Source organism: Devosia sp. 63-57 (assembly GCF_001899045.1).
In the GTDB taxonomy this organism is placed as follows: Bacteria; Pseudomonadota; Alphaproteobacteria; order Rhizobiales; family Devosiaceae; genus Devosia; species Devosia equisanguinis.
Window position 1 is genome coordinate 1,991,471 of sequence record NZ_MKUY01000005.1, and the last position, 16,221, is coordinate 2,007,691.

Sequence of the window (16,221 nt, forward strand, 5' to 3'; positions counted from 1 at the left end):
CTATCTATTATATCTGGGGGGAGGATCTTCAAAATGGATGACCTTCCACTGTTCTCGTGGACACCGCCGGAGCCCCCGCCGAAGGTAGTTCCGTTCCCATTGGCGCGTCGTCTGGGGAAGGTCAAGGACGTGGTGGACAAGCTCGCAACCAAGACCACACAACGCCATGTAGAGTCATACCGCGAACAGGTGACCGAAGCCCTTCAAAGGCAGATGACCGGCCATGGCATTACTCAAGAGGTCCAAGCCAGAGAGCTCGCCATGTTCTGGCAGGCCGTCGCCTCAGAGATGGCCCGCCGTGGTATAGGTGGACTCAGTGGCAACAAGGGGCCGGGAGCGGCGTAATGGAGGATGAAACCATGACAACGAATGCTGTGCTGAAACCCGATTTGCGAGACCTGATCCGGGCATTTGAGGCCGGTCGCCGGAGAGCATTGGAGAACCTCGCTCGCGACGTGACCTCTCCAGACATGGACATCGAGCAAGTCCAACTGGTCGCGATGTATCAGACGGCGATACAGGCGGCGCGTGAGACCATCGAGACGATGAAGGAATGATCGGTCAATGAACGAACACCTAGAGGCCTTGTCGATTTACCTGGCCACCCTCACGCCATCGCCTTCCGGCTGGCTGACACTGGACCGCGATCGAGCTGCCGCCTCCGTTGGTGTCGGCCGCGTGAAGCTGGCTCGAATTCTCTCAAAGGCTGAGAAAGCACTCGGAATTGAGGTGAAAGACGATCGAATCCGCTACCTGAGTCAGGACGAAATTAATTCGCGGGACAATAAACCCAAAGTGGCGGCTGCATTGGCAGCAATCGACGCACTGATGACGCGAAGACAGGGTAAAATGAGTCGAGTTGCACCACTCTAGGCTCTAAGACTGTTGCTATCAAACGTCTTGCTATCGAGCAGAATCAATAGCAAAAGCCGTACAACGCAACAACTGCGAACATCATAGCCCGCTCGGTTTCCACCGCAGCGGGTTTTTCCTTTTCCACATCGATGGAGGCCGCATGGTTTGGCCATTCAACCGGACGCCGGATCGGCGCACCGTCGATACGTCGCGCACCTGGCTGGTCGCAGGGGGGCAGGTTCGGGCGGTACAATCCGATACCGACCTGCTCGAACTGCTTGGCTTGGTATCTGGTGCCGACGGCCTGCCGAGCAGCTTGCGGCTACGGGCGGAATCGTACTCCCCATCCGCCGCTTGCCTGCGCATTATCTCGACATTGGCAGCATCGGCCCCGGTGCATCTCTACCGCCGCACCGAAGGCGGGAGCCGTGAACGCGAGCGCGATCATGCCATTGAGGTGCTGCTAGGCCGACATGGCTTTGCCAATCCGTGGACCCCTGCCAATCGGCTCATTCGTGACATGGTGCAGACGGCGCTGGTGGATGGCGAAGCCTTCGCCCGTGTGATCCGCGCTGGCAGGCCCCGCACGATCCGCGAAGTCCAGATTCTCGAAAAGGCCACCGTAGAGTATGACGCGGCCACGCAAGAGCCGACCTACCGGATCACGCTCAAGAACGGCCGCCAGGAGGTGCTGGGCTTCACCGATGTGCTGCACATCAAGGCCCCCGCTGGCTGCTCTCCGGTGAAGAATGCGTCAAGGGCAATCGAGCTGGGCTTGCACCTTGAGCGGACGGCAATTGCCTTGTTCAAGAGCGACGGGCGCCCTGCCTGCCTGCTGAAGTTCAAAGGCCGTGTTGATCCCGAAGCCGCGAACAAGGCCGCTGATCAGTGGCTCGAAGACGTCAAGGATGGACGCCCCGGCGTTCTGGGTGGCGATGTTGAATATATCCCGCTGACTATGAAGTCCGTGGATGCCGAGTTCGGCGCCACCCGCCAGGCGCAGGTGTTGGAAATTGCCCGTCACTTCGGCCTTAGCCCGACACTCCTGGCCGAGCTTGCCGACGCCTCGCTCAATAATTCTGAAGCACTCGGAAAGCAGACGGTGCAATTCACAATCGGGCCTTGGTTGTCCGAAATTTCCGGGGCCATTTCGCGCTGTATGCTCACCCCCGAAGAGCGCAAGACCCTGTATGTCGAGCACGAGACGGCGGCGCTGACTTCTGCCGATGCGAAGTCCACCGCCGAGGCGCTTCGCCTACTTGTTGGCGGCCCCATCGCCACCCCGAACGATGGCCGCGCCCGCCTCAACATGCCGAAGATCGACGGGGCGGATGCCCTTTATCCGGTTCAGGGCGCCAGCCCGAACGCCACCGGCAATTCTGCCCCCGCCGCATAAGGCCAGACCATGACAAAACCCGATCTGAATCAGGTCCGCACCTTGGACCTGAGCGTCCGATTCACGTCTGCCGATACCGGCGTGATCGAGGGCATCGCCTCTCGCTGGAATGAGCCCGACGCCTATGGCGACATGGTTCAGCCTGGCGCTTTCTCAGCTTCTCTCGCTCAGCACCGCACCAATGGAACGGCGCCTGCCATGCTGTGGCAGCACCGCGAACCGTGCGGGCTCTGGGAGATCATCGAAGAACGGGCCGAAGGCCTGTTCGTGCGGGGACAATTCGCCCTCGCCACAGAAACCGGCAAGCAGGCTTTCGAGCACGCCAAGGCCGGTACGACAACCGGGCTCTCCATCGGCTTCCGCTACGTGGATGTCGAGTTCGGCCCGGAAGGCGAATGGATCGTAAAGGCCGTTGACCTGCACGAAATCAGCCTGACCCCCACGCCGGCAGCGCCCCGCGCCCGGATCACGAACGTTCGCAACATTGGAGGCACCATGCCTGAAGCGATCACCACGCCGGAAGCCCCGGCACCCGAAGTCCGCGCCGTCGCCACCCCGGCACCGGCTGCGACCCCCGTGCCCGATCTGGAAGCCCGCTTTGCTGAGCTTCAGACTCGCCTTGATGACATGGAAGTGCGCTCCCAGCGTGTTCCGGCCACGGCTCGCAACGAGAACGAACAGGTCGAACGTGAGGTTCGTGCCCTGGCTTCCTATCTGCGCACCGGCAACGATGCGGAAGTTCGTGCCGCTTCGACTTCCAGCGATCCCGATGGCGGCTTCTTCGTGCTGCCGACCGTTGATCGCACCATTCGCAATCTGCTCAACGATATCTCGCCGCTGCGCCAGCTTGCCGATGTCGTCACAATCAGCGGCGACACCTACACGCGTTACTACTCCACCGCCGAAAGCGGTGCGCAGTGGGTCGGCGAGCTCGACACCCGGCCTCAGGACACTCCCCGCCCGTCGCTTATCGAACATAGCTACGGGGTCCGAGAACTGTACGCCGCTCCGGCCGGCTCGCGCCATCTCTTCGAAGATGCATCCTTCGATGTCGCCGCTTGGTTCAACAACTGGGTGGCCAATGATTTCGCCGTGACCGAAGGCGCTGCCTTCCATATCGGTGATGGCGTCGGCAACAAGCCCAAGGGCATTGCGACCTATCCGATTGTTGCCACTGGTGACGCAACCCGCGCATGGGGCTCTATGGAGTACCTGCCGGCTGGTCACGCATCGGCACCGACCGATGATAACTGGGCCAAAGCCCTGATTAAGCTGGTGCTGACTGTGCATCCGCGCTTCCGCCAGAACGGCGCTTTCCGCATGCACAATTCGACCCTGATCCGCATTCGCGAGATCCAGGACAGCAATAAGCGCTTTATGTTTGCCGATCACGGCAACCTCAGCGACTCCCCCGAATCCGGTCATCTGCTGGGATATCCGGTCCATATCGACAACACGATGGACGAAATCGGCACCGACAAATTCCCGATCGCCTTCGGGGACCATAAGGCCGGCTATGTAGTGGTCGATCGCCAGGGCATCCGCGTCGAACGCGATGCGGTGACCCAAAAGGGCAAGATCATTCTCGACACCTACAAGCGCGTTGGTGGCGGGCTTGGTGATAGCCGTGCGGTGAAGTGGCTCAAGGTTGCGACGGCGTAAGGAGCAGAAACATGAAAGACCTCATCTCCCACATCAAGGTTTCGCCTGCCCTCGCACCCGCCGTGCAGTCCGCAGCCACCACCGGCGCCGCGATCGATACTGTCGGTTTCGCTTCGCTGGTCTTCGCCATCCACTCCGGCGCTATCGTCGGTGACGGCGATTTCGCTGTGAAGGTCCAGCATTCGGACACCACCACCAGCGGCGATTTCGTTGATGCTCCGGCCGCCGCTGTGCAGGGCTCCGTTCCTGCCACGCTCGAAGCGGCCAGTGCGTATAAGCTCGCTTACGTGGGTAGCAGGCGTTATGCGCGCATCGCCGTGACCAAGGCCGGCGGCACGTCCATCGCCCTTGGCGCTACCGCCATTCAGGGCCACGCATCTCTGGCGCCCGTCGCCTAACCAGATTGGGCGGTCTTCCTCATCAGTGTGATCGCCCGATACCGCCGAACGTGAGCATTCGCTCAAGTCCCCATCCCGGCGTTCGGCATGGCCCGCGCAGTTCCTCCTATCCTGCGCGGGCTTTCCCTGAATCATCAGGAAAACCCAAATGAAGCTTGAGCCCCGCGTTTGTCTATGGTCCGGCCTGCTATTCAGGCCCAGCCATCCAGGTCAGCTATTCTACTGCAAGTCAGCAGCCCTTGCCTTCGAGCGAAGCAAGCTCACCGCTATCGTATTGAGCCCTGAGGCCAAGGCCACCATCGCCTGGCAACTCAATCAGAACAGCTATGCCGAGCAAGCCGCCTAGGCTCTGTACTTGCGGGAAGATCGTGTCATCTGGCCAGACCTGCCCATGCAACGCAGCCAGACGAGCCGAAGCCATGCGCAAACGAGGCAGTGCGCATAGCCGAGGTTATGGGTCAGACTGGCGACGAGAGGCCGCTGCCTTCCTGTCCCTCCCACAGAACAAGCAATGCGCGGTGTGCGGCAAGCCTGCAAAGGTCGTGATGCACCTCATCTCGATACGCCTTCGTCCCGACCTCCGCATGGACAAGCGGAATTGGCGACCTGGTTGCCATAGCTGCAATGCCAAGGAAGCCGCCTATGGCTATGCGCTTTCGAGCCTCACTGACGGGCGAAAGCCATAGCCGCCACCCCAGCACCAGAATCGGCGCAATGGCCGCCAGCGAGCCGCGCTAATGGATGGACGGGGGTATGCGAAGGCAATGGGCGATCGATCAGAGACAGCCCGCCCCATGCAAAAAAATACAGCCCCGCTCCGGTTTTTTCCGAATTTAGGAATCTAGCAAATGCCAGACGAGCCCGCACCCATCGCCACGAGCGAAACCGCAGTCTGGGACTACCTCCAAGTAGATCGCGACCCATTCTTCGGCCGGCCTGCCGACGAAACTTTCATCCGTTCGCTGATCGTTGCTGCCGAGCACCGGATCCAGCAATTTTGCGGTGTCCACCCCGTAGACATGGAAACCGTGCCGCCGAACATTGAGGCCGCGATCCGGCTCGACGTGGCGATTTATTACTTCAACCGGTTCGCTCCGGTATTGCCGCACACGTGGGATGAACTGATAGCACCCAATCGGGTCTGGGGCTTTGGCGGCGCACCGGTTGAAGAGGGGGCGCCCTGATGGTCAAGATAGACGGCCTCGAGCAACTCAGCCGCAAGCTGAAGGCGATGCCGGTGGAAGCGAAAGCCGGGATACGGAAAGCGCTCGAAAAATCAGCCGATGAAATGGTGGCGATGGCCACGGCCCTGGCGCCGGTCGATCACGCTGACCTCAAGGACTCGATCAAAAAGGTCGATGGCAAGCACGAACTTCAAGTCTTCGTGCGGGCTGGCGACGACGCGGACGCGGACCATGCGGCATTTGTCGAGTTCGGGAATGCCGAAGGCGTCGAGCCGATCCCGTTTTTCTGGCCGTCATATCGAGCCATGAAAAAGCGCCATCGCGGCCGGCTGACCCGAGCGATCAACGCCGCTGCAAAGAAGGTCGCCGGATCATGACGACACTCGACCCCGGCGAAATGCGGTCCCGCATTCAAATCCAGCGCGCCACCACCGTTACCAGTAGCGGTTTCACCACCGAAGTCTGGCACAACTACCAGGCGCTCTGGTCGCGTGTGCGTTACCAGTCTGGCCGCGAATTTCTTCAGGCAGGACAAGTCTCTAGCTCGCATGTCGCGGTCTTTTCGATCCGCTGGCGCAACGATCTTAAGCCCTATGACAGGATCATTCACGAGGGCAAGGTTTGGAACATCACCGCGATTATCCCGGTGGGCCACAAAGTCGGCGTCGATCTGCACGCCACCTCACTCAATCTGGACCCGTGAAATGGCCGACAATGTTATTGCGCTGGTCCAGCCGGCGCCCCGTAAGTACACGCCCCGCGCTCCATCGACACTTGGCCCTGTAGGCAAAGCTGAGTGGAAAAAGGTTATCACCCGCCTTGGGGAAAACCTGACAGACGATCACCTGGCGCTGGTGCAGAGTTATTGCGAGGCGTTCGAGGCTTCGAGTGATTGCGCCGCGACGTTGAAGAAGCAGGGGCGTTTTCTTCAAGGCCTAAAGGGTCAACCGCCGAAGCAACACCCGGCGGTGCGCGCTCAGCTCGCATATAGCCAGCAAATGCTGAGGCTGGCCGAGAAGTTGGGCATCGTCTCCGGCGCTACTCCGAAGGACAAGAAAGTCCCTGATGGACCTTCGGCCCCATTGGATTATTGATGACTCGCCGCTCCCTGATCCGTGGGGGCTAGGGCAAAAGGCAGTCGACTTTATCGAGACGCTCATTTTGCCCAATGGCGAGCCGTTTACGCTCATCCGCGAGCAGGAACGGATTGTTCGCAAGGTATTTGGCGACGTCGATCCTGTCACCGGCCGGCGCAAGGCGCAAACCGTTTACCTCCACCTTCCCTCTGGCTCCGCCAAATCCACGCTCGCCGCTGCCTGTGCCCTCCTGTTGCTTTGCCATCCTGATTTCCGCATTCCCAATGGCCAGCTTGTCATTGCCGCTGCTACCCGAGAGCAGGCCCGTGGGACTGCCTTTGGCATAGTTGAGGGGTTTGTTCGCCGCAGGTATCCGGACGATGACGATCTAGCCAGCAAATACCGCATTGTCTCGAATGCCCTGACTCAGGAAATCGAGCATATTGCCAGCGGCTCCATGCTGAAGGTCACCAGCCGTTCACCGGGCGCCAACGAAGGGCAAACCCTGCTCTTCATCCTGGCTGAAGAGACCCACGCGTGGACCCGGCAGGCGGATCGATTGTGGGACGTTCTCCTGAAAGCTCAGGCAAAGATCACGGCCACCACGCCGCTTGCTATGGTGGCAACAACAGCAGGCCAAGGCGTCGGTGGTATTGGTCACCGCCTCTACACCATCAGCAGGGATATCGCCTCAGGAAAGGTACACAATCCTTCTTGGCTTCCCGTGGTCTATGAAGCCGACGCGGACGACGATTGGCGCGATGCTGAAGTCTGGAAGCGGGTCACGTTCGGGCTGGGCAAGTACAAGTCGCTAGACGTTCTCCGCAACCTGGCGATGATCGCAGAGACCAGCGCCACGGCACGGGCCGAATTCCAAAGATACCATCTGAATCAGTGGCTTTCCGGCGTTGGCGATCCGTGGATTGACCTAGGAATATATGACGCTGCGGAAGGCTTCGACCTCGAAGAGGTCAAGCATCTGCCATGCTTCATTGGCGTGGACATGGGGGCAACCTCTGACCTGACGGCAGCGGTTCTGGTGTTCTATGACGCGGAAGCAAAGCGCTTCTATGTTCTGCCGAAACTATGGGTGCCCGCCGAGTCCGTACAGCAGCGGACCAACGATGATGGTGTGCCCTATATCGAATGGACGGAAGCCGAACTGATCGAGGCCACCGAGGGTAGCTCAATCGACGAAGACGCGATTGAAGCCTACATCCGCGATATGGCCGACACGTACGATGTCCAGCGCATCGGCTTCGACCCGTGGCAGGCCCGACGCATGATGTCGCGGTTGCTAGACGATGGCTTACCGGTGGTGGAAATCCCACAGCGTTATTCGCTGATGTCTCCATCGATGAAGGCGACCGAAAAGGCGATTCTGGACGGCAGATTTCACCATGGCGGACACGATGTCTTGCGGTGGTGTTTTGCCAACGTGCCGACACCAAAACCAGACCCCAACGGCAATATCAAGCCGACCAAAACGCACTCACGGTCTCTCAAGATCGACGGTGCTGTTGCCGCGATCATGGCAGTGTGCCTGGCCGCTGTATTCGATGAAGAGCGCGAGCTTTCCTACGAAGACCTTACCGGGCGCTCTGCGCCGTCTGCGTAACCAATAGGTTCCCGAAATGGTAGATAACGCACAATTGGCGCGCCTCGTAGTTTCGCTCGAGGCGAAAATGGATCAATACAACAAAGCCTTGGCCAAGGCCGATGGCGATACGAAGCGCACCTTTTCGAGAATGAAGGCGAGCGGGCAGGATTTTGCGAAGTCGTTTCGCGAGATCGGCACCAGCATCGCCGCCGTCTTCGCCGGGGCTCAAACCCTGCGCGGAACGGCGCGCTTGCTCGACGCGGCAACCCAAGTTCGCAACGCGTTGAAGGTGGCCGGGTACGAGGGCGAAAACCTTACGCGCGTTTATGACTCGCTGTTTGAATCGGCGCAAAAGAACGCGGCTCCGATTTCGAGCCTGGCTACCCTGTTCAGTCGCATCAGCCTGGCACAGAAAGAACTTGGCGCCTCTACCGAGGAAATGCTGGCTTTCACGGACCGCATTAGCCTTGCTCTCCGTGTTGCCGGGACCGACGCGCAGACGGCAAGCGGTTCGTTGCTCCAACTGAGCCAAGCACTGGGCGCCGGCATCGTTCGTGCCGAGGAATACAACTCGATTTTGGAGGGCACTCCAACCATAGCGCAGGCTGTGGCCGATGGGCTGGACGAGGCTGGTGGCAGCGTCTCGAAGCTCCGCACGCTCATCAATGATGGCAAAATCAGCTCACAGGCGTTTTTCCGGGCTTTCGAAGCCGGCAGTGTCGTGCTCGAAGAGAAGGTTTCTGGATCCGAGACAACCGTCTCACAGAGCTTGGTTCGCCTGCAAAACGTTCTTCAGGATGCGGCCGGCAAGTTCGACCAGACTACAGGCGCAAGCGCCGGGTTTGCGGAAGCTATCGACGGTCTTGCCGGCAGCATCGAGCGTCTGACCGAAAACGAGCGCCTGAACTGGCTTCTTAAGCGGTTCGATGAACTCGGCAACCAGATGTTTGACGGGACCATTCGCGAACTCGACGCCATCGGCGCCGCAGTCGAGCAGGTGGCGCAGTTTTTCGAGGGTATCAACGCCGCTGCGCCAACCACCGAGGAGCAGTTGGCGGGGATTGAACAGGCGCTGATCAATCTCAAACTGAATTCGGCCGGCATGTTCGGCCCTGAAGTTACCGCCGCTTTTGCTGACTTCATCGACCAACTTCTTGCCGGTCGCGGAAGCGCGGAACTCGCGGCCGATGCCATTGCTGCGCTTGGGGACGCTGACCCCAACTTCGCGCGCCTTGAAACCAAAATCGGCGGCCTGGTAGAGCAGTTTATCTCCCTGCGCAATGCAGCCATCGCGGCACACCTCGCGGCGGCTAATTCCGACGATATAGGCGCCGCTCCCTCTTGGGCAGAGTTCGGCAAGACCTTTACGCCACCGAAACCAGTCAAGCCGGTGAAGCTGTCAGACTATCCAATCCTTGGGGGTAGCGGGTCCGGTGGGCGATCCAAAGCAGTCAGCGAAGCCCAGCGGCAGCAGAAGGCCGTTGATGACCTAATCGCATCGCTCGAACATGAGCTTGCCGTGGTCCATGAGTCCGAGCTGCAGCGCAGGATTTCGAATGAGCTCCGTCAAGTCGGTGTCGAACTGACCAGCGAAGAGGGAAAGCGGATCGCAGGCTTGATCTCGATGGTTGAGCGAGAGACCAAGGTTCGGGAAAAGGCCTCCGAATCTATGCGGGCCACGCTCGAAACCATTGGCGACGTGCTGGGCGACGTCTTCAGCGGCGCTACCAAGGATTTCGACGCATTCCTAGACAACGCCATGCGCGGCTTTGCCCAGCTGGGAAGCCAAAACTTAAACGACCTGTTCAACCTGGAAAATTGGGCAAGCCCTCAAACCGGCGCGGCTTTGGATGGCGCATGGATTGGCCCTGACGGTTACGCGACTATCTTAGGCGACGCCGTGAAGTCTGGCGCTAAAGACGGCTCGCAGTCCGGCATTTTTGGCGGTCTTGGTCAGCTTTTTGGCGGTCAAGGCGGCAGCATGCTTTCGGCCGGCCTAGGCGGTCTAGGCATGGGCTATCAATCGGCCAATCCACTCATGGGCGGCCTTGGTGGGGCGTTGTCTGGCTTCTCCGCAGGCGGTCCCATCGGTGCTGTCATCGGCGGTCTTGGTGGCGAGGTGGGGCCACTATTGAAGCCTCGCCCCTCATTCGAAGATGAAAGGGTCGCGGCATGACGGCCGTCAACGTTTTTCGCATGCATGACCGCATCGTCATGCACTCTGACGCAGCAGCTTATACGGACGGGGCGCCACCCATCTTTGTCGGTGAGGTAACGAAGACTTTCACTTTCCCTGGGAAGCGAATGGCCGTTGCAGTGCGGGGGCCTTCGCCTTCCGTCGCTCACATCGCCGCCACGTTTGGCGATGCATTTGCTGACATCGGCGCGGCAAGGAAGGGGAACAGGTTCTTCCGGTCCATGGTGCCCGCACTGCTCGATTATTGCCGAATGACGACGCCTAGCCAACCGCATTTCCAAGCCTTCTTGGCGGGATGGAGCGACGGCAAAGCCGACTCCTTTATGGTCACTAGCGAGCAATCGCCCTACCACCTGATGGACCTTCCCGAAATTGCAGGCGCGCCGGTTCCGTCTATCGATCCGGGCATTGATCCCGCTGACTTCCGCCCCGAGCGCGATGGCCTCAGGCTCATGGAGGCGCAGCGAAAATCGGGGTTCTCCTTGGGCGGACACGTCCTCGCCACCACGATATGGGCGGACATGATCGAACAGGCGGTGATCCACCGTTGGGGGGACACCCCCGGCTTGCCGCTTAACGCCATCGCCAATGATGCCTAGAAGATAGGTGGACAATGCCAATATCGCTAATTGCTGTCACCGCGCTTGCTTCTGCGAGCGTGGTGGGCGGCTATAACCTCGTGATCTCGTACTCTGCACCAAGCGGACAGGGCTGCCGAAGCTATATGCAGCCGGCCAAGTTCGAAATCTGGGAGGCGACGACCAATAACCGCGCCGCCGCCACCAAGATCGCGGAGACTGTGCTGCCGGTCTATACCCGCTCTGGGCTGACCGACCTCAACACCCGCTATGTCTGGGTTCGGGCAGTTGACCCGGCTGGCAATCTTGGGGTGCAGTATCCAGCTTCGAATACCGCCGGACAGCCCGTGGCAGCGCGCGCCGTGTCCCCGACCGATATCCCCAACGGATCGATCTCGACCGATAAGCTGGCCAACAATGCGGTGACGCGCGAAAAGATCGGCAACGGCGCGGTCACATCCGACCAGCTCGCATTGCTGGCCGTGAACGAACAGAACATCGCCAACAATGCGGTATCGGTGAACAAGATCGTCAATCAGGCGATCACCGAGGCCAAGCTGGGTAGTGGTGCTGTCACAGCGGCTAAGGTTGCGGCCGGCGCTATCTCCACCGAGAAGCTGGCAGCAGGGGCGGTCACTGCCGACACCATAGCGGCCAATGCCATTACCTCGACCAAGATCGCAGCGGGCGCCGTCACTGCCTCCGCGATCCTGGCGGGCGCTATATCGGCTGAGAAGATCGGCGCAAGCCAGATCACCGCCGAAAAGATGGCTGCCAATAGCGTATCCACCAACTCGCTGCAGTCCGACGCGGTGCGTGCGCGTCACATTTTCTCCGGCTCAATCGAGGCGGGCAAGATCGCTGCCAATGCAGTGTCTGCTGAGAACCTGCAGGCTGGCGCCATTGTGGCAGGCAAGATCAGCGCAGGCGCGATCGATACGTCGAGCCTGATGGTCAACGGCGTCGTCATCACCGACAAGGTGGCTGGCAATGCCATCACCGATATGGTCGTGTTTACCGGCAATGGCGAGCAAGGCATCCTGGCCTCCGGCAATTTCACGGTCACCACTGGACGGGTAATGATCATCGCGGCGGGCTTCCTGGATCGCCCGACCTCTGGCTCAGAAGTCACCGGATATATTCGATACTCGTTGAAGTATAACGGCGCCGAGATGAAGTCGTATCGGGCCTTTTACGACGATAACTTCGCCTTTGGCGTCTCATTGGTCCATGGGCAGAACATCAACCCCGGCACCTACAATTTCACCTTTCACGCGGACAATGAGAGCGGGCTGGCATACTGGAAAATGCTGCCCGGCTCGACCTTCGCAATCATGAACCTCAAGCGGTGAGCCATGAGCGATTTCGCATTTACCATCGTGCGCAGCGAGGACGGTCTCGTGACCAGCTCGGGGCAGGCCGGCTCGGACCTGCAGCTACAGACGCAGTTCGACTATTGCCCTGAAGGACATGAAATCCATGCCGGCATCGAGATCATGCCGGGCTGGCGATATGTCGATGGCGAGTTCGTGCCGCCGCCGCCAGAGCCCGTCACTGTCGAGATGGTGAAGCGCGAGGCTGGCCGCCGTCTGAAATACACCGACTGGTATGTGACCCGCGCTGCTGATCCGACCGACGGCCGTCCGGTGCCGGAGAGCGTCATGGCCGAGCGCGCCGCCCTGCGGGCCGCTGCTGAACGGTTGGAGGCCATGACGCCCATACCGCCGGACTTTCGATCCGAAGAACACTGGACCTGATGCCCGCTTCGGCGGGCTTTTTTACGGAGTCAACATGTCTGAAAATACTCGCCGCCTGCCTTTCCCTGAGGCCGGCGAAGATGCCTATGTCGAATTCAATCTCGAAGCCATGCAGGCGCTCGAAGAGGAATTCGGCCCAGAATACTACGGCAAAATCCAGTCCGCGCTTGAGGGCTTTAACATCGCAGCGCTGACCAAACTTGCCTCTATTGGTCTGCACGATGGCACTATGAAAACGGCGCTCAAGAAGGTCAGCCTTCGCGCGGTGGCTGGTAAGCTGGGTGATGGCCTGGCGCTTTTCACGCACGGCTGCACGCTCACCGAGCTACGCGAACAGCGCAGCGAGGAAATGGCGTCAATGATGATGCGGGCCAAGGTCGCGGAAATCATCGCTATGCGCGAGGTTAGCCTTGCCGGCCTCCAAAACCCACCGGCCGCAGATGACGACGCCGCTTGACGCCTTGGCCTATGACGGCCCCTTGCCGGAACTTCCCGACCGGCTTGGGGCATGCCGCCTATTCGCGATTGAGGATCAGCGCATCCCCGAGAACCTGCGCGCCACGGTAGGCATGGGCTGGTCAGGGCGGCCGCTTGCTGTGTCGCTCCTCCGGTGCCACCCCTCAGCGGTGGCGGCCGTCTACGCGGCAGCGCTGCCAGATCGGAAATTCTCAGCCCTTGCCGCCGAATGGCCTTTGGCTGCGCTCGCCCGCGCCGCCTTTGGACTCTATGCGCGCACCCTCTGGGGCGGTGAATCAGCTGCCCTCGAATGGCTGGCAAACCGCCGCTAAAAAGGAATTCCCCGTGTCAGCAATTTCCATCGTCTCCGCGATCCTCGCGGCAGACAGCGCGGTCATGGCCGTTGCTTCCTCGATTTCGCCCATCGCAGCACCCGAAACCGTGACGCGGCCGGCGCTGGTTTTGCATCTTTCGCGAGAAACCGACGAGCCCACTTTGCGGGGGGCTGGCCTCTATCCGGAAGCGGAATTCGTCGTTGACGCGCTGGGGGAGTCGTTCGGCGCCGCCAATGCTTTGGGCGACCTGATAAAGGGCGTACTAACGAACTGGCGAGGCACGATCACGGGAGCCGAGGTCAGCCATATTCTCCCGAGCGGCATCGACCACTTCGACCGTGGCGAGCGCGGAGACGCGTGGCGCCGCCGTCTGGGGTTCCGGATACGCTATCGGACGGCATGAGATGGCCGTTCAGAGGAAGACGTACAGCGGTCCCCGCATCAAATACGGCAAGGGCGCATTCGGCGGCTTCGAAGAGTTCAGGTACGGCTCTAAGCAGCCATCCAAGGCCAAACTCCCATCTATCTCGATCCAGAAGAACGACAAGGTTCTCAGCCAGTCTCAGCGCGCCGTTGCTGCTGATCGGCTGGCGAACATAATGGAACACGCGGAGCCGTCGCCCTGGTCTTATGAGGGAGATGCCCGCGCCGGCCTGCGCATCGCGATGGTAGAAGCTGGGAATGGCTGGCAGGCGTCGGATAGCGAAGCCGAGCGCATTATCGCCAGCGCCTTTGCGAAGCTGGGCAAGACAGTTCGCCCCAGCCCCGAAGAAGGCCAGCGCTACATCACCACCGGCCCCGACTATTGCCTGTGGTGCGCAGGCCCGTTGGACGATGACGACAAGATCAAGGGCCGCCGCTTTTGCTGCCCCGAGCACGCGAAGGCGTCCAAGGTCCATTGGGACTATCCTGGTTACGAGCTTTCCCCAATCGCCTGGCACGCCGGTTACATTCTTCGGTTAGACCGGGCGGAAACGAAGCTCTGCGCGGCGCCGTCTTGTGGCAAGCCGTTCAAGACGACCAGCCCCAACGCGGCCACCTGTTCGCCCGCGTGCGCAAAGGAGTGGCAGGCCTCGAAGCTCGATAAGCGGCACTGCCTGCGTTGCAATGAAGAATTTCAACCAATGAACGAGCAGGCGCTCTATTGTACCGATCGGTGTCTGCACTTGACCAAGGAGCACCGGAAGAAAAAGCAACGTCACGAGGCCATTGCCGAGCAGCCCGAGCGCATTTGTGCCAACGAAAAGTGCGGCAAGCCCTTCCGCCCCCAGAGGGTAGGCAGGGCCTCAGATCGGTTCTGTTGCGAGAAGTGCCGACGCGCTGCCGAGTATCAGCGACTGAAGGCCAAGGCCAGCGAAGGCCCATAGCCATGCGCGTTACACGCATCCCTTGCGCCCGCTCCCATCCGGGGGCGGGCCTTTTTCGTTGCCCGGTTGATTCGAGCATCTCAGTGGGGCTTAAAGTGGGGAAGACTTTTGGATCGCGGATAAAACCTGATATTTATCAACGCGATAAAAGGAAATTCTGGCGGAGAGGAAGGGATTCGAACCCTCGAGACCGTTCCCGATCTGCACCCTTAGCAGGGGTGTGCCTTCGACCACTCGGCCACCTCTCCGGTGAGGGTCTGATACAGGCACCCATGGCTCGATTGCAAGGGCTTTGTGCCCAAGGGCCGCAATTTCCCCAGTGGCGGAAATCCGCCGCCGTTGGGGGCGTAAGGGGCAGTGAAGCCTGGCTGCTCCGGCTGCGCCGTTTCGCGCCTATTCCAATTCCGCCAGGGCGGGCCGCAGCTTGCCGCCGCAGCGGACCAGTATTTCGTTAGCGGCAGCGATGGAGCCGCATCCCGCCGCGATCAGCACCGCCGGCTTGACCGCGCCATCGCTGACATCGAGCGCCCGCTCGGCCTTTTCGGCATCGACGCCGGTAATGGCCATGACGATTCCCCTGGCGCGTTCGCGCAGCTTGGCATTGTCGGCGATCACATTGACCATGTAGCCGTCATGCACGTGCCCCAGATGAATCGCCATCAGGGTCGAGATCAGGTTGAGCGCGATCTTTTGCGCCGTTGCCGCGCCCATGCGGGTGGAGCCGGCGATCACTTCGGGCGGGGTGGGCAGATGCACGCTCACATCGGTCACCGAAAACAGCGTGGCGCCGGCATTATTGGCGATGCCGATGCTGCGCGCCCCAGCGTCCCGGGCCGTGCGCGCCGCTGCCAGCGGGTAGGGGGTATTGCCACTGGCCGAAACCGCAATCAGGCAGTCGCGCGACGTCGGCTGCAGCTTTGCCACCGCCGCACGCGCGGCCTCCCCATCGTCTTCCGGCCCGCCCTGCATATGGATGAGCGAGTCCATGCCACCGGCCAGCAGCACCACGATCTGTGCCGGGTCGATGGCATAGGTGCCCGGCAGTTCCAGCGCGTCCGCCAGCGCCATCAGGCCAGAACTGCCTGCTGCCGCATAGATCAGCCGGCCGCCTGAGGCGATGGCATCCGCTGCCAGCTGCGCCGCTGCCGCCAGTTGCGGCAGGCTGTCCGCGACACTGACTGCCGCCTCGGCCTGTGCCCGCGACAGGACCGACAGGATGTCGGCGTCCGGGCGCTGATCCAGCCCCGCGCCATCGGGGTGGCGGCGTTCGGTCTGTCGTGTGGCCATCTCGCTCTCCTCTGCGACGATAATGCCAAAAAAATACCACTTGTCCAGCTGCCGCCCAGCAGCCATAACCATC

Annotated in this window: 21 protein-coding genes and 1 tRNA gene; 20 read left to right on the top strand and 2 right to left on the bottom strand. The window is 60.7% G+C overall.

Annotated elements, in window-relative coordinates; translation table 11 throughout:
* Window positions 1-33: 33 nt before the first annotated feature.
* From BGO80_RS17800 to BGO80_RS17895, 20 genes are all read left to right on the top strand, one after another.
* Complete coding sequence (locus BGO80_RS17800; protein WP_286722740.1) at window positions 34-345, top strand: DUF6074 family protein; 312 nt, start codon at window positions 34-36, stop codon at window positions 343-345.
* Window positions 345-557 carry a hypothetical protein gene (locus BGO80_RS17805; RefSeq protein WP_286722742.1) on the top strand — a complete coding sequence of 71 codons (213 nt, stop codon included), beginning with the start codon at window positions 345-347 and terminating at the stop codon, window positions 555-557. The genes BGO80_RS17800 and BGO80_RS17805 overlap by 1 nt, the downstream gene beginning before the upstream one ends.
* Window positions 558-564: 7 nt before the next feature.
* The gene (locus BGO80_RS17810) at window positions 565-873 is read left to right on the top strand and encodes a hypothetical protein (protein WP_286722744.1); all 309 of its coding nucleotides are present in this window, start codon (window positions 565-567) and stop codon (window positions 871-873) included.
* A gap of 142 nt (window positions 874-1,015) precedes the next feature.
* A complete protein-coding gene (locus tag BGO80_RS17815; RefSeq protein WP_286722746.1) occupies window positions 1,016-2,251 on the top strand; it encodes a phage portal protein in 1,236 nt (411 codons plus the stop codon).
* 9 nt (window positions 2,252-2,260) lie between these two features.
* Window positions 2,261-3,913, top strand: coding sequence for a phage major capsid protein (locus BGO80_RS17820; RefSeq protein ID WP_286722748.1), 1,653 nt, complete (start codon window positions 2,261-2,263; stop codon window positions 3,911-3,913).
* An 11-nt stretch (window positions 3,914-3,924) separates the two neighbouring features.
* On the top strand, window positions 3,925-4,311 hold the full coding sequence (locus tag BGO80_RS17825; RefSeq protein ID WP_286722749.1) for a hypothetical protein: 387 nt from the start codon (window positions 3,925-3,927) through the stop codon (window positions 4,309-4,311).
* Between the two features lie 148 nt (window positions 4,312-4,459).
* Window positions 4,460-4,657, top strand: coding sequence for a hypothetical protein (locus BGO80_RS17830; protein WP_286722754.1), 198 nt, complete (start codon window positions 4,460-4,462; stop codon window positions 4,655-4,657).
* A 502-nt stretch (window positions 4,658-5,159) separates the two neighbouring features.
* Window positions 5,160-5,495, top strand: coding sequence for a head-tail connector protein (locus BGO80_RS17835; RefSeq protein ID WP_286722756.1), 336 nt, complete (start codon window positions 5,160-5,162; stop codon window positions 5,493-5,495).
* A complete protein-coding gene (locus tag BGO80_RS17840; RefSeq protein ID WP_286722758.1) occupies window positions 5,495-5,872 on the top strand; it encodes an HK97-gp10 family putative phage morphogenesis protein in 378 nt (125 codons plus the stop codon). Before BGO80_RS17835 ends, BGO80_RS17840 begins: the two co-directional genes overlap by 1 nt.
* The gene (locus BGO80_RS17845) at window positions 5,869-6,198 is read left to right on the top strand and encodes a phage head closure protein (RefSeq protein WP_286722759.1); all 330 of its coding nucleotides are present in this window, start codon (window positions 5,869-5,871) and stop codon (window positions 6,196-6,198) included. The genes BGO80_RS17840 and BGO80_RS17845 overlap by 4 nt, the downstream gene beginning before the upstream one ends.
* A gap of 1 nt (window position 6,199) precedes the next feature.
* Entirely contained in the window at window positions 6,200-6,589 is a 390-nt protein-coding gene (locus BGO80_RS17850) for a phage terminase small subunit P27 family (RefSeq protein WP_286722760.1), read from the top strand.
* Window positions 6,561-8,189 (top strand): terminase large subunit, encoded by a 1,629-nt coding sequence (locus BGO80_RS17855; protein ID WP_286722761.1) that lies wholly within the window; start codon window positions 6,561-6,563, stop codon window positions 8,187-8,189. The genes BGO80_RS17850 and BGO80_RS17855 overlap by 29 nt, the downstream gene beginning before the upstream one ends.
* 67 nt (window positions 8,190-8,256) lie before the next feature.
* Window positions 8,257-10,347 carry a tape measure protein gene (locus BGO80_RS17860; RefSeq protein WP_286722763.1) on the top strand — a complete coding sequence of 697 codons (2,091 nt, stop codon included), beginning with the start codon at window positions 8,257-8,259 and terminating at the stop codon, window positions 10,345-10,347.
* On the top strand, window positions 10,344-10,967 hold the full coding sequence (locus tag BGO80_RS17865; RefSeq protein ID WP_286722765.1) for a hypothetical protein: 624 nt from the start codon (window positions 10,344-10,346) through the stop codon (window positions 10,965-10,967). Before BGO80_RS17860 ends, BGO80_RS17865 begins: the two co-directional genes overlap by 4 nt.
* A 14-nt stretch (window positions 10,968-10,981) precedes the next feature.
* Entirely contained in the window at window positions 10,982-12,298 is a 1,317-nt protein-coding gene (locus BGO80_RS17870) for a phage tail protein (protein WP_286722767.1), read from the top strand.
* A gap of 3 nt (window positions 12,299-12,301) precedes the next feature.
* Window positions 12,302-12,703: a hypothetical protein gene (locus tag BGO80_RS17875; protein ID WP_286722769.1), complete on the top strand. Its 402-nt coding sequence runs from the start codon at window positions 12,302-12,304 to the stop codon at window positions 12,701-12,703.
* A 34-nt stretch (window positions 12,704-12,737) separates the two neighbouring features.
* Window positions 12,738-13,160 (top strand): hypothetical protein, encoded by a 423-nt coding sequence (locus tag BGO80_RS17880; RefSeq protein WP_286722771.1) that lies wholly within the window; start codon window positions 12,738-12,740, stop codon window positions 13,158-13,160.
* Window positions 13,144-13,491: a hypothetical protein gene (locus BGO80_RS17885; RefSeq protein ID WP_286722773.1), complete on the top strand. Its 348-nt coding sequence runs from the start codon at window positions 13,144-13,146 to the stop codon at window positions 13,489-13,491. Before BGO80_RS17880 ends, BGO80_RS17885 begins: the two co-directional genes overlap by 17 nt.
* A gap of 13 nt (window positions 13,492-13,504) precedes the next feature.
* Window positions 13,505-13,897: a tail completion protein gp17 gene (gene gp17, locus BGO80_RS17890; protein ID WP_286722776.1), complete on the top strand. Its 393-nt coding sequence runs from the start codon at window positions 13,505-13,507 to the stop codon at window positions 13,895-13,897.
* Window position 13,898: 1 nt separating this feature from the next.
* Window positions 13,899-14,861, top strand: coding sequence for a hypothetical protein (locus BGO80_RS17895; protein WP_286722779.1), 963 nt, complete (start codon window positions 13,899-13,901; stop codon window positions 14,859-14,861).
* Window positions 14,862-15,019: 158 nt separating this feature from the next.
* Here BGO80_RS17895 and BGO80_RS17900 read toward each other — a convergent pair.
* Window positions 15,020-15,109, bottom strand: a tRNA-Ser gene (locus tag BGO80_RS17900).
* A 145-nt stretch (window positions 15,110-15,254) separates the two neighbouring features.
* Entirely contained in the window at window positions 15,255-16,148 is an 894-nt protein-coding gene (locus BGO80_RS17905; protein WP_286722781.1) for an N-acetylmuramic acid 6-phosphate etherase, read from the bottom strand.
* Window positions 16,149-16,221 lie beyond the last annotated feature (73 nt).

Bases quoted from the DNA above. Each gene is read 5' to 3' on its own strand.
- BGO80_RS17800 (WP_286722740.1), top strand. From the start codon at position 34: ATGGATGACCTTCCACTGTTCTCGTGGACACCGCCGGAGCCCCCGCCG.
- BGO80_RS17805 (WP_286722742.1), top strand. From the start codon at position 345: ATGGAGGATGAAACCATGACAACGAATGCTGTGCTGAAACCCGATTTG.
- BGO80_RS17810 (WP_286722744.1), top strand. From the start codon at position 565: ATGAACGAACACCTAGAGGCCTTGTCGATTTACCTGGCCACCCTCACG.
- BGO80_RS17815 (WP_286722746.1), top strand. From the start codon at position 1,016: ATGGTTTGGCCATTCAACCGGACGCCGGATCGGCGCACCGTCGATACG.
- BGO80_RS17820 (WP_286722748.1), top strand. From the start codon at position 2,261: ATGACAAAACCCGATCTGAATCAGGTCCGCACCTTGGACCTGAGCGTC.
- BGO80_RS17825 (WP_286722749.1), top strand. From the start codon at position 3,925: ATGAAAGACCTCATCTCCCACATCAAGGTTTCGCCTGCCCTCGCACCC.
- BGO80_RS17830 (WP_286722754.1), top strand. From the start codon at position 4,460: ATGAAGCTTGAGCCCCGCGTTTGTCTATGGTCCGGCCTGCTATTCAGG.
- BGO80_RS17835 (WP_286722756.1), top strand. From the start codon at position 5,160: ATGCCAGACGAGCCCGCACCCATCGCCACGAGCGAAACCGCAGTCTGG.
- BGO80_RS17840 (WP_286722758.1), top strand. From the start codon at position 5,495: ATGGTCAAGATAGACGGCCTCGAGCAACTCAGCCGCAAGCTGAAGGCG.
- BGO80_RS17845 (WP_286722759.1), top strand. From the start codon at position 5,869: ATGACGACACTCGACCCCGGCGAAATGCGGTCCCGCATTCAAATCCAG.
- BGO80_RS17850 (WP_286722760.1), top strand. From the start codon at position 6,200: ATGGCCGACAATGTTATTGCGCTGGTCCAGCCGGCGCCCCGTAAGTAC.
- BGO80_RS17855 (WP_286722761.1), top strand. From the start codon at position 6,561: ATGGACCTTCGGCCCCATTGGATTATTGATGACTCGCCGCTCCCTGAT.
- BGO80_RS17860 (WP_286722763.1), top strand. From the start codon at position 8,257: ATGGATCAATACAACAAAGCCTTGGCCAAGGCCGATGGCGATACGAAG.
- BGO80_RS17865 (WP_286722765.1), top strand. From the start codon at position 10,344: ATGACGGCCGTCAACGTTTTTCGCATGCATGACCGCATCGTCATGCAC.
- BGO80_RS17870 (WP_286722767.1), top strand. From the start codon at position 10,982: ATGCCAATATCGCTAATTGCTGTCACCGCGCTTGCTTCTGCGAGCGTG.
- BGO80_RS17875 (WP_286722769.1), top strand. From the start codon at position 12,302: ATGAGCGATTTCGCATTTACCATCGTGCGCAGCGAGGACGGTCTCGTG.
- BGO80_RS17880 (WP_286722771.1), top strand. From the start codon at position 12,738: ATGTCTGAAAATACTCGCCGCCTGCCTTTCCCTGAGGCCGGCGAAGAT.
- BGO80_RS17885 (WP_286722773.1), top strand. From the start codon at position 13,144: ATGACGACGCCGCTTGACGCCTTGGCCTATGACGGCCCCTTGCCGGAA.
- BGO80_RS17895 (WP_286722779.1), top strand. From the start codon at position 13,899: ATGGCCGTTCAGAGGAAGACGTACAGCGGTCCCCGCATCAAATACGGC.
- BGO80_RS17905 (WP_286722781.1), bottom strand. From the start codon at position 16,148: ATGGCCACACGACAGACCGAACGCCGCCACCCCGATGGCGCGGGGCTG.